Annotated in this window: 9 protein-coding genes; 3 read left to right on the top strand and 6 right to left on the bottom strand. The window is 56.7% G+C overall.

Annotated elements, in window-relative coordinates:
• The first annotated feature begins 134 nt into the window (after nt 1-134).
• From AXE65_RS07950 to gluQRS, 3 genes are all read left to right on the top strand, one after another.
• Complete coding sequence (locus AXE65_RS07950) at nt 135-2,432, top strand: TonB-dependent hemoglobin/transferrin/lactoferrin family receptor (protein ID WP_068390555.1); 2,298 nt, start codon at nt 135-137, stop codon at nt 2,430-2,432.
• A gap of 175 nt (nt 2,433-2,607) precedes the next feature.
• Nucleotides 2,608-3,102, top strand: coding sequence for an RNA polymerase-binding protein DksA (dksA, locus tag AXE65_RS07955; protein WP_079214101.1), 495 nt, complete (start codon nt 2,608-2,610; stop codon nt 3,100-3,102).
• A gap of 9 nt (nt 3,103-3,111) precedes the next feature.
• Complete coding sequence (gene gluQRS, locus AXE65_RS07960; RefSeq protein ID WP_239685051.1) at nt 3,112-4,035, top strand: tRNA glutamyl-Q(34) synthetase GluQRS; 924 nt, start codon at nt 3,112-3,114, stop codon at nt 4,033-4,035.
• A gap of 34 nt (nt 4,036-4,069) precedes the next feature.
• On the opposite strand, the gene AXE65_RS07965 is transcribed toward gluQRS, so the two are convergent.
• From AXE65_RS07965 to AXE65_RS07990, 6 genes are all read right to left on the bottom strand, one after another.
• Nucleotides 4,070-4,987, bottom strand: coding sequence for a coiled-coil domain-containing protein (locus tag AXE65_RS07965; RefSeq protein ID WP_068390557.1), 918 nt, complete (start codon nt 4,985-4,987; stop codon nt 4,070-4,072).
• Nucleotides 4,988-4,999: 12 nt separating this feature from the next.
• Nucleotides 5,000-8,086: an efflux RND transporter permease subunit gene (locus AXE65_RS07970; protein WP_068390559.1), complete on the bottom strand. Its 3,087-nt coding sequence runs from the start codon at nt 8,084-8,086 to the stop codon at nt 5,000-5,002.
• Nucleotides 8,083-9,204 (bottom strand): efflux RND transporter periplasmic adaptor subunit, encoded by a 1,122-nt coding sequence (locus AXE65_RS07975; RefSeq protein WP_068390561.1) that lies wholly within the window; start codon nt 9,202-9,204, stop codon nt 8,083-8,085. Before AXE65_RS07975 ends, AXE65_RS07970 begins: the two co-directional genes overlap by 4 nt.
• A gap of 51 nt (nt 9,205-9,255) precedes the next feature.
• Nucleotides 9,256-9,615, bottom strand: a complete 360-nt coding sequence (locus AXE65_RS07980) for a translation initiation factor Sui1 (RefSeq protein WP_068390566.1) — start codon at nt 9,613-9,615, stop codon at nt 9,256-9,258.
• Nucleotides 9,612-10,583, bottom strand: coding sequence for a DUF2333 family protein (locus tag AXE65_RS07985; RefSeq protein ID WP_068390569.1), 972 nt, complete (start codon nt 10,581-10,583; stop codon nt 9,612-9,614). Before AXE65_RS07985 ends, AXE65_RS07980 begins: the two co-directional genes overlap by 4 nt.
• Nucleotides 10,584-10,659: 76 nt before the next feature.
• Nucleotides 10,660-11,106, bottom strand: a complete 447-nt coding sequence (locus AXE65_RS07990; protein ID WP_068390573.1) for a GNAT family N-acetyltransferase — start codon at nt 11,104-11,106, stop codon at nt 10,660-10,662.
• Nucleotides 11,107-11,367 lie beyond the last annotated feature (261 nt).

Below are 11,367 nucleotides of genomic sequence, written 5' to 3' on the forward strand. Positions count from 1 at the left end.
AAAACGAGAGGCAAAGCCTAACGGACTTAGGTTAAAAATCCAATAACTTCGATAATGATTTGTGTTTGCGAAGATGGTATTAATTGATTAGGATTTGCATTGCAGTATCTTCCCATTATTTTATTGAGACAACCATGACCATACTGCCCTCGCCTCTTCGCGATTTGTGGCCAGTTTTATTGCTGCTGGCAAGTCCCGTGCTTGCAGAAGAAAACGAACTGCCACCTACCGCTATCATCAGCACGCCGCCCGCGGCACCTACAGTCTCTGAAACCGACGCGCAAACCTTGCAGCAGCGGCAAATCCGCAGCTTCGACGATTTAGGCAAACAGGCAGAACCGGGCGTTAATTTCAATCGCCAGAGTCAGAGCATCAATATCCGTGGGCTGGAGCAAAGCCGCGTATTGACGACGATTGACGGCATCCGCCAGCCTTGGCTTAACGATGGCGTGCGCGGTGCAAAGGGCGGCTTGGATACCGTGGATTTCAACAGCCTGTCGAGGCTCGATATTGTGCGCGGCGCGGGTTCTGCCGAAGTCGGCTCCGGCGCATTGGGTGGGGCGCTGCAACTGATGACCCTTAATCCCGCCGACCTGCTGGGCGAAGGCCGCGACTTTGGCACGCTGCTGAAAACCGACTATGACAGCGCCGATCAAAGTTACGGCCTAAACAGTGCGCTGGCGGCGCGTTATCAAGGCAGCGCCTTTTTGCTGCAAGTCAGCGGGCGGCGCGGGCATGAGCTGCAAACACGCGGCACTAGCGGCGGCTTTGGCAACAGGCGCAGCAAGGCTAATCCCGCTGATAGCGAGCAACACAGCGTTTTATTGAAAGTGCAGCAGCGTTTGGGCGAGCACGAGTTAGGCCTAACCGGCGAATACTTTGAGCGCGAAAACGATATTGACAGCCGCACTAATCAATCCGGCGTAGCGGGCGGCTATCAAATCGGCCAAAACGGCGTAAAAGAAATCGCCCGCCGCGAGCGCATTTCGCTGAATTGGCGCTTTACCGATGCCGCGCAGAATAGCCTGATTGACCAGGCAGAAAGCACACTGTACTGGCAACGGCAGCGCCGTCACGACGACCAACGTGGGGTGCGTATCGCCTTGCCGGACGGGCGAGCATTTATTCCAGTTCAGGTGATTAACTTCTTGACCGGGCTTTCGTTGACCTCCAACCCCTATGCGCCGCTCGCAGCGGGCTATCCCAGCGGGGCGTTTGGTCGTGATAACCAGATCGAAAAAGAACTCTGGGGATTATCCGGCAAGTTGGATAAAGGCTTTACGCTCGCTTCGCTGTCGCAGCGTGTGAGCTTGGGCGTGGAACTTTACCGGGAAGATACCGAGCAGTTTTCCAAAGGCTACGACAACTGCCCGACTATCAATATCCCCAAAGAAGTGGTGGCGATATGGGGTCCTGCGCCCTGCGAACTGCTGCACAGCAACCAAGCCGATATGCCTAAATCCGAAGGCACGCACGCGGCGATTTATGCCAACAATGAAATTCGCCTAAACCCCGCGCTGACGCTAACCCCAGCGCTGCGTTATGACTATTACCAAGAAAAGCCCGGCGCTAGTCCCAAAAATAATGTGCAACCGATCAATGGCGGCACATTAAAGAAAAGTTCCGACAATAAACTTTCGGCAAGCCTTTTAGCCACTTGGCAAGCCGGGGAGCAAAGGCTGTTTTACGCGCAAATCGCCCAAGGCTTTCGTGCGCCGGATGCGACCGAGCTGTATATGAACTACGGTGCACCGAACAACTACCTGTCACTGGGTAATCAGGGCCTCAAGGCGGAACAAAGCACTCATTTTGAATTGGGCGGGCAATGGGGCGATGAGCCATTGGGCGGTAAAGTCAGTCTGTTCGATAGCCGCTACAAACACTTTATCGATAGCGCAGCTTCAGCCAGTGCCGCAGAACTTGCCGCCATCGGTATTGACCCTGCGGACTACCCCTTAGGCGTGACCCGTGCGCAGAACCTCGAACGGGTACGCATTTTCGGCAGCGAACTTTCCGCCCACTGGCGCTTTGCCGAAAACCTGAAGCTCTGGGGACAAGCCGCCTTTGCCCGCGGCAGGGATAGGGACAGCGGCCAGTACCTTAATTCGGTCGCGCCGCTCAGCGGCCTTTTGGGCTTAAGCCTTGAGCAGGACGAGTTGGGTGCGGACCTGATGCTGCGCAGCGCCGCCGCGCGAACAAAAACGGCGGGTGCAGGTGACTTTAAAGCGCCAGGCTATGGCGTGGTGGACTTCACCGCGCACTTTCAACCCAAAGCATTCGCTGGCCTTCGCGTGCAGGCCGGATTGTTTAACCTGTTTAACAAAAAATACTGGAACGCCATCAGCATGCCGAACGGCACGCTCGCACAACCGGCGGACTACTACAGTGAAGCGGGACGCAGCGTGCGTGCGGCGATTGTCTGGCAGTATTGAAACGCTTCAAAAGGCTTAAATTAAGGTGCCGCGTGGGATTATTTAGCTTGCCCTTAGCGCTTAAGCTAAGTCATATAAAAGCTGGCTTTTGTGCAGGGCTTCTGGTAACTTCCCGCGCCTTTAATGGCAGCCCCGCCTTTTGGGGTTGTCCGCATCAGTCAGGAGGCGCCAAGCCATGTCCAGTCAAGCGGTGCAGAAAGCTCCAAAACCCGCCAAGGCTCCAAAAGCCGTTAAAACACCCAAAAAATCGGCAGGCCAATTGCAACCCGTCTTTACGCCTTATCAACCGGGCAAAGACGAGGAGTATATGAGCGAGGGCATGCGTGCCCATTTTGCCGCCATCCTCAATGCCTGGAAGATGGAGTTGATGCAGGAGGTGGATCGCACGGTTCACCATATGCAGGACGAAGCAGCCAACTTCCCTGACCCGGTTGATCGCGCCAGCCAAGAAGAAGAGTTCAGCATTGAACTGCGTGCGCGTGACCGCGAGCGTAAGCTGATTAAAAAAATCGACGAAGCCTTGCAGCGGATTGAAGACAACGACTACGGTTGGTGCGAATCCTGCGGGGTGGAAATCGGCCTGCGTCGACTGGAAGCGCGTCCTACCGCGACCCAATGTATCGACTGCAAAACGCTCGCCGAAATCAAGGAAAAGCAAACCGGCACTTAGGGCTGTCTTTTGCCCTCTCCCCTAGCCCCTCGGACGCCGCTGAGAGAGGGGAGTAAAAGCCCCTATATCGGGCGCTTTGCACCCACGCCCAGCGGGGCACTGCATCTGGGCTCACTGACGGCTGCGCTCGCTTCTTGGCTGGATGCCCGTGCAGTGGGCGGGCGCTGGTTGCTGCGTATTGAAGACATTGACCCGCCGCGCGAAATGCCAGGTGCCAAGGATGGTATTTTGCGCACGCTGGAAGCCTTGGGGTTGACTTGGGATGGCCCGGTAGTCAAGCAAAGCACGCAGCTTGCGGCTTACCGCGAACAAGCTTTCCAGTTTATCCAGCAAGGTCTTGCTTATGCCTGTTGCTGTTCGCGCAAGCAGCTTTCAGGCTTTTTGGTCTACCCCGGCACTTGTCGCAATGCTCGCCATGCCGCCCAAGGTGCGGCCATACGTTTACGTGTGCCTGATAAAACCTTTGCCTTTGTTGACCGCGTGCAAGGTGCTTTCAGTCAGCGGCTGGCTGATGAAGTCGGCGACTTTGTGATTTGGCGCAAAGACGGCCTCGCGGCTTATCAGCTTGCCGTAGTGCTCGATGACATCACTCAAGGCGTGACCGATACGGTGCGCGGCGCGGATTTGCTCGACTCCACCCCACGCCAGCTCTATCTGTATCAATTGCTGGGCAAAAAACCGCCGCGCTATCTGCACATTCCACTGCTGGTGCAACAAGACGGGCGCAAGCTGGGTAAATCCTTTCGCTCAGAAGCGCTGACCAGGGCAGAGCCCGGGCAGGCGCTGGTTCGTGCATTACGGGCGCTGGGGCAGTGCCCGCCGCGCGCATTGCAGCGCCAATCGGTCTCGCAGATTTTGCAGTGGGCGGTTAGTCACTGGCGGGTGGAAAATATTCCGCGCGTGCGTACATTGCTGGAACCTGTTGCGGATTAAAACAGCCTCTCCCGCATATGGGAGAGGGGAGCGGCTATTGCTGTTGCAGCTTTTGTAGTTGTGCTTGCAGGTTATTGAGGCTGCGCGTGGTTTGCGCGCGGAAGGCGTCAAATTCGGCGGATGATTGATTGGACGCGCGGTTTTCCTGCTCGACTTTCAATGCCAGTTGCTCGCGCTCCAGTCGCTTGATGGCAGATTGCGTCTGCTCCACCTGCTTTTGCAGACTGCTGAGATGGGTTGCCAAGGTAGAAACCCCGCTTAACTGCTCGCGCACGCCGCGCACAGCGGAGGCCTCTTCGCCGACTTGCGCCAGTTTTTTTTGCATCGTGCCTTGGGTCTGTTGTAGGGCTTTGAGCGCCGCCTGGGCTTCGCTCTGCGCCGTTTTTTGTGCGGACAGCGCTTCATTTTGTGCACTGCTTTGCTTGATCTGCGCCGAGAGTTGCTTGCCAAGTTCGGTGAGGCTTTCCGTCTGCGCCTTGCTGGTGCTGGCGAGCTGGCCGAATTGTTGTTCCAGCGATTCTTGGCGGGCGTTTTGCGTCTTTTGACCCTCTTGTTGCTTTTTCAGCTCGCTTTGCAGGGCATCGAGATGGGCGCTTAATTCGGCCAGTTTTTGCCGAATATTTTCACTGCCGCTATTGACCGTGCTGGCGGTGGAAATCAGTTTGCCGTCAATCCGTTGAATACGTGCACCGAGTTGCTCGTTGATGCGTGCAAGGTTATGCAGCGAGTCGGCCAGTTGTTGCTTGTTGATCTCAAGCTGCTGCCAGCCCCACCAACCGCCCGCCGCGAGTACGGCGCTTTGCAGTAGCACCAGCAGCCATAAAAAGCCATAGGCCAAGTAGTGGCGGGGCTTTTCCTTAGGCAGGCGCAGTGGATGGATGGGTTCATGGTCAGAAAGGTCGGCCTTTAAGGTGGGGATGTGCGCCAGTCTATTGTCCAAGTTGCGTTGCATATCAGGCTTCCATTAAGAGGTTTGCGCAGAACCCGCAGCACGTTGCATTCTCCCGGCGGCACGTCGCCGACTGAACCAAGCGGCGTATAAAGCGGGCAAAAATAGCAGGGTCAAGGCAGTGGCGACAATCAAACCGCCCATGATGGCGACCGCCATCGGCCCGAAAAACAGGCTGCGAGCCAAGGGAATCATCGCCAGTACCGCCGTCAGCGCCGTTAATACGATGGGACGAAAGCGGCGCACGGCGGCTTCAATCACCGCGCGTTCAAGGTCGGCACCATTGGCGATATAGCGTTCGGCCTGGTCTACCAGTATCACTGAGTTGCGGATAATCATGCCGGCAAGCGCAATGCTGCCGAGCATGGCGACAAAACCAAAGGGTTGCTTCAGCAGCAGCAAGAATAAGGTCACGCCAATCAAGCCCAGCGGGGCGGTTAAAAAAACCAGCACAATACTGGAAAAGCGTTTCAGCTGCAGCATCAACAGGCTTAGCGTGACTACCACAAACAGCGGTATGCCCAGTATCACCGAACGCTGGCCGATATTGGAGGCTTCCACCGTTCCGCCAATTTCCAGTGCATAACCCGGCGCAAGCTGGGCGCGGATGGCATCGAGCTTGGGGTTAATCTCGGCAACGACGCTCGCCGGTTGCTGCTCGCCGTAGATATCCGCTCGCACGGTGACATTGGGCAGGCGGTCGTGGTGCCAGATAATGCCTTCTTCAAAGCCGTATTCCAGCCGCGCAATCTGTGACAGCGGCACGCTCTGCCCGCTGGCTGTGGAGATGGGCAAATCGGGCAACAGGCTTAAGTTTTCGCGGTCGATGTCGTCGCCGCGAAAGAGGATGCCAATCAGTTCATTACCCTCGCGGAACTGCCCCAGCGGTGCGCCGTGCAGCCGTCCGTACAAAAAGGACGAAAGCGCCTCGCTGCTGATGCCAAGGGCGCGTGCACGCGCTTGGTCGATAATCAGGTTGATACGCTTGCTGGGTTCTTCCCAGTCCAGATGCACATTGTTGACGTGGGGATTGGCGCGCACCTGCTCGGCGACTTGGCGTGCCAGCGCACGTACCGTATCGATATGTTCGCCCATCACGCGAAACTGCACCGGGTAGCCGACCGGCGGACCGTTTTCCAGACGCAGCACGCGCGCACGCAGGCTAGGAAACTCCTCATCCAAGGTATCAATCAGCCAACGACGCAGGCTTTCGCGCGAATCTAAATCCTGCGTCAACAAGACAAACTGCGCGAAGCTCGCCGCCGGCAGTTGCTGCTCCAGCGGCAGGTAGAAGCGCGGCGAGCCGCTGCCGATATAGGCGACCACACTCTCAATGCCCGGGCGTTCTTTGAGCAGCGCTTCAAGGCGCAGTGCTTCGGCTTCGGTTTGTTTGAGCGAAGCGCCTTCGGCCAGTTTTAAGTCCACCACCAGCTCAAGGCGGGTGGACGGCGGAAAAAACTGCTTGGGTACCCAGGTAAATAAAAGCAGTGACAGCATAAAAGCTGCCAGCGTTGCGCCAATGACCAGCCGTTGATGCTTGACGCACCAACGGATAACCCGGCGGATACGCAGGTACAGCGGGCTGTTGTAAGGGTTTTTGTGCAATGCTTTGCGGGCGCTTTCGTCCGCCAGCAAGCGCTCGCCCAGCCAAGGCACAAAAATCACCGCAGCGACCCAGGAAGCCAGCAAAGCAATGCTGACCACTTGAAACAGTGAGCGGGTGTATTCGCCGACGGATGATTGCGCGGTGGCTATCGGCAAAAATCCGGCCACGCTAATCAAGGTACCGGTGAGCATGGGAAAAGCGGTGCTGGTCCAGGCGAAACTCGCCGCATGCAGGCGGTCAAGCCCTTGTTCCATCTTAATCGCCATGATTTCCACGGCGATAATCGCATCATCGACCAAAAGTCCCAGCGCGAGCACCAGTGCGCCAAGGGAAATCTTGTGCAGGCCAATACCGGCATACAGCATGATGGAGAAGGTTATCGCCAGCACCAGCGGGATGGAAAACGCCACCACCAGCCCGCTGCGCAGTCCCAGCGAGAAAAAACTCACCACCAGCACAATCACCACGGCTTCAAACAGCGTGCGCACAAAGTCGCCCACGCTGCTTCTTACCGCTTGCGGTTGATCGGACACTTTGTGCAACTGCATGCCCAGCGGCAGCAGGTTTTGCAGGCGGACGAACGCTTTATCCAGCGTTTTGCCAAGCTGCAAAATATCGCCGCCGGGCTTCATCGATACCGCAAGACCAATCGCATCCTCGCCCATAAAGCGCATGCGCGGCGCCATCGGGTCATTTAAGCCGCGGTGTACTTCGGCAATATCGCCCAGACGAAAACTCCGCTCGCCTATGCGCAGCGGCAAGTCGCGGATTTCCTGTACCGAACTGATGCGCCCGCTAACACGCAGCGCAATGCGCTCGCTGTCGGTATCAAAAAAACCGGCGGATATTTGCGCGTTTTGCCCTTGCAACGCTTGCTGCACGGCGAGCGGCGATAGGCCAAGGCTGGCAAGGCGGCCGGAGGCGAGTTCGACCCAGATTTTTTCTTCCTGTAAACCCAGCAGTTCAACCTTGCCGACATCTTGGATGCGTTGCAGTTGCAGTTGCAGGCGCTCGGCGTATTCCTTGCGCAGTACATAGTCAAAATCCGCTCCGGTCAGCGCGTAAATATTGCCGAAGGTGGTGCCGAATTCGTCGTTAAAAAACGGCCCTTGTACTTCTGGCGGCAGGTTGTGACGCATATCACTGACTTTTTTGCGCACCTGATACCAAAGCTCAGGGATGTCTTTGCCGGGCAAGGTATCTCGGGCAAAAAAAGTGACTTGCGATTCGCCGCTACGCGAATAAGACACTACGCGCTCGTAAGCGCCGGTTTCCATGACGGTTTTTTCGATACGGTCGGTGACTTGGCGGGCGACTTCCTCAGCCGATGCACCCGGCCAGAAGGTCTGAATCGCCATCACACGAAAGGTAAACGGCGGGTCTTCGCTCTGCCCCAAACGGGTATAGGAATAAATGCCCGATACCGCCACCAGCAGCATGATAAACAGCACCAGTTTCGGGTTTTTCAGCGCCCAGGTCGATAGGTTGAACTTCATTGGCGCACCCCAAGCGGCGGCGTGGAAAGTTCTCGCCCGCTGCGATCGAGTGCGCGTACCGGCTGTCCATCAATCAGCATTTGCACACCGTTGGTGACGACCCACTCATCCGCCTGCAAGCCTTCCAAAATAGTGACTTCGCGCTCGTCATAGCTGCCGATGTTGACCGCGCGGCGTTTAACGCGCGACTGTTTGCGGTCCAACACCCAAACGTAGGGCGAGCCCGCATCGGCAGAGACCGCCGAGAGCGGCACCGACAGGCTGGGTACTTGGCCTTCATTAACCTCCAGCCAGACCTGCACACTCTGCCCGAGCGGCGGCGCTGGAGCGATGGCATCGAGTGCTACGCGCACAGCGTAGGTGCGCGAGAGTGGGTCTGCGGTCGCAGAAAGCTCGCGGATGCGCCCGCCAAAGGGCATGCCGGGCTGCGACCAAAGCTCAACCATAGCGGGTTGACCGATGCGCACGTCTTTAATGCGTTGTTCCGGCAGCGCAAACAGTACTTCGCGCTCGCCATCGGCGGCGAGGCGAAACAGCGGCTGTCCGGGGCTGACCACTTGGCCGACTTCGACCTGCTGCGCGGTAATCACTCCGGCTACCGGCGCACGCAGTACGGCGTATTCCAATTGATTGCGCGACAGTTCCAAATCAGCCTGCGCCTGTTTAAAACGGGCTTCGGCGGATTTGTACTGATTGTCGGCGGTCTCAAACTGCGACGGGCTGATGAGTTTTTGCTGCAACAAACGTAGATAGCGTTCGCGCTCGGTGCGCACTTGCTTAAAGCTCGCCGAGGCGGCGGCAAGCTGCGCCTCGCGGGCATCCTGTTGCAGTAAAAAATCGTGGGTTTCCAGCTCGGCCAAGGGTTGACCGGCCTTGACCTGGTCGCCGCTGTCCACCAACCGCTTGCTGACCTTGCCGCCGACGCGAAAGGCCAGCGGTGATTCTTGCCGGGCGCGAACTTCACCGGCATAGGCGGACATGCGAACAGCGGCTTGCATGGGCTGTACCACCATCACCGGGCGGGCAATCGATGGAGCCTCTTGGTCGCCGTCACAGGCGGTCAAAAATAATGGCAAAAGCAGTAGCAAAACGAGCGCGGGAAAGTAAGACAACCGCATGAACCGCTCCTTTTTTATTGGGGATTGCAATCCCTCTAGTAAAAAATGCGTTTAGCCGCCGGATTGTTTCACCCGAAAGCCGTGTTGTTTGAGGGTTTCAAGCAACAACTGAACATGCTCGCCCTGAATTTCGATAACGCCTTCTTTAACCGTGCCGCCACAGCCGCAGCGTTTTTTTAATTGCGCCGCCAAGGCACTAAGCTCAGCGTAGGCCATAGGCACGCCGCTGATACAGGTCACGGTTTTCCCCCCACGTCCCTTGTTTTCACGGCGCACCCGAACGACGCCGTCACTGCTTGCGGCTTGCGCTTTACTACACGCACAGGCCGTCACCGGCTGTCTGCATGCTGGGCAGTGTCTCCCTCCATCCGTGGAATAAACCAGTCCCCCAGCGCTGCTTTTTTTCTTCATCCTTGAGTCAGCAACTGGCGCAAATCAATCAGCGCTGCATTGGCGCGTGAAATGTAATTGGCCATGACCAGCGAATGATTGGCAAGAATGCCGTAGCCGCTACCGTTGAGCACCATCGGACTGAACAGGGTTTCCTGCGCGGCATCCAGCTCGCGAATGATTTGCCGCAGGCTGACGGCGGCGTTTTTCTTCGAAAGCACATCGGCAAAATCCAGCTCAATGGCACGCAACATGTGCGACAGCGCCCAAGCCTGCCCACGTGCTTCATAGAACACGTTGTCGATTTGCAGCCAAGGGGTTTGTACGCGGATTTCGGCCGCATCGGCGGTGTTTTCATTCGGATTGTGGTCAGTATCCAGTCGCTCGCGTCCGATGCTGGCGGACAGGCGCTGCGACAAAGAGCCCAAGCGCGTGGAGACATCACCCAGCCAGTTGGCGAGACTGTCCGCCCGTGCGTAAAAACGCGCATCCCCTTGTGGGTTTTTCAGTTGATTTAAAAAGCGTTCCAGCGAATCAATAGCTTTGCGGTATTCGGATTCCGCCGACGGCATAATCCAGCTCTTGTGATCGAAGTTAAACAAGGGTTCAGCACGGGCGAGGTCGACGTTTTCGGTGGATTGCGATTGTGAGCGGGAAAAATCCTTGCGCAGCGCCCGCGATAAATCCCGCACCTGCACCAAAGCGCCGTATTCCCAACTGGGCATGTTGTCGAGCCACAGGCCGGGCGGTGCCCAGTCATTGGCCAAAAAGCCGCCGGGTTTATCCAGCAAAGTGCTGGCCACCTTAACCAGTGTGGAGACCGTGGCCTCGCCCAAAAGCGCAGGCTGCGGCGCAGTGACAGCAAAAGGCGCAGGTTCACGGCTCCAGTACATACCGACAATCACCGCCGCGAGCAGATAAAGCCCAAATACGGCGACGACAAGACGCGGCAAAAAGCCCGAAAAAAGGGATTTGGCGGGGTTTGGCATGGCGAGGTTCGCAGGTTAAATGGTCAACGTAAGGCGCTCAATCATAGGGCAAAAACGTTATAAAACCAGTGCTTTTTTAGCGGGTATAGCGGATAAACCCCAAGTTTCGCGCAATGCGGTCGTAGAGCAGGCGGGCGTTTTGGTTGCTCTCGTGGGTCAGCCAATAGACATTGGCGAGATCAAGCGCATCAGCCTTGGCATAGACCGCCTCAATCAGCGCCCGCCCAACACCTGTGCCGCGTTGTCGGCTGACGCAGTACAAATCCTGCAAATAACAGACGTTGCGCGTATCCCAACAGGTGCGGTGCTGAATATAGTGAACCAGTCCCACCGCCTCGTTATTACGAAAGGCGAGCAGGCCGCTTGGCTCAAATTCGCCATCGGCCAACAGGCGGGCAAAGGTGCTTTGGTAAACGGCGTCACTGGCCGTAGTCTGGTAGAACGCCAGATAATCTCCCCACAAACGCCGCCAGTTAGCCTCGTCGCTCGCCTCTACGGCTCTTATCTGTAATGGTTGGCTCATGGCGATGCTCCTTATTGTTTGATAAGCGGCCATCATAGCCGCACTGCGGGTCGTACAGTATCATGCACGCCTGTTTTTAAGCCTGTTGTTATTGGATTAGGATTACTCCTGCTCTTTGAAGATGGCTTTTTAGTTATCAGTAGCGGTTCCTGTCTTCCTCTCGATATTTACAAAGGGTCTTAGGAAGCAAACGCGATCAAAGCGGCTGTTCACGCAGTAATTTTAGCAAGGCCAGATAGATGTTTTCATGTCGATGATTGA

This window comes from Ventosimonas gracilis (assembly GCF_001580025.1).
Taxonomy (GTDB): Bacteria; Pseudomonadota; Gammaproteobacteria; order Pseudomonadales; family Pseudomonadaceae; genus Ventosimonas; species Ventosimonas gracilis.

Excerpts from the sequence above, each read along its gene's own strand:
- AXE65_RS07950 (WP_068390555.1), top strand. The coding sequence starts at position 135 with ATGACCATACTGCCCTCGCCTCTTCGCGATTTGTGGCCAGTTTTATTG.
- dksA (WP_079214101.1), top strand. The coding sequence starts at position 2,608 with ATGTCCAGTCAAGCGGTGCAGAAAGCTCCAAAACCCGCCAAGGCTCCA.
- AXE65_RS07965 (WP_068390557.1), bottom strand. The coding sequence starts at position 4,987 with ATGCAACGCAACTTGGACAATAGACTGGCGCACATCCCCACCTTAAAG.
- AXE65_RS07970 (WP_068390559.1), bottom strand. The coding sequence starts at position 8,086 with ATGAAGTTCAACCTATCGACCTGGGCGCTGAAAAACCCGAAACTGGTG.
- AXE65_RS07975 (WP_068390561.1), bottom strand. The coding sequence starts at position 9,204 with ATGCGGTTGTCTTACTTTCCCGCGCTCGTTTTGCTACTGCTTTTGCCA.
- AXE65_RS07980 (WP_068390566.1), bottom strand. The coding sequence starts at position 9,615 with ATGAAGAAAAAAAGCAGCGCTGGGGGACTGGTTTATTCCACGGATGGA.
- AXE65_RS07985 (WP_068390569.1), bottom strand. The coding sequence starts at position 10,583 with ATGCCAAACCCCGCCAAATCCCTTTTTTCGGGCTTTTTGCCGCGTCTT.
- AXE65_RS07990 (WP_068390573.1), bottom strand. The coding sequence starts at position 11,106 with ATGAGCCAACCATTACAGATAAGAGCCGTAGAGGCGAGCGACGAGGCT.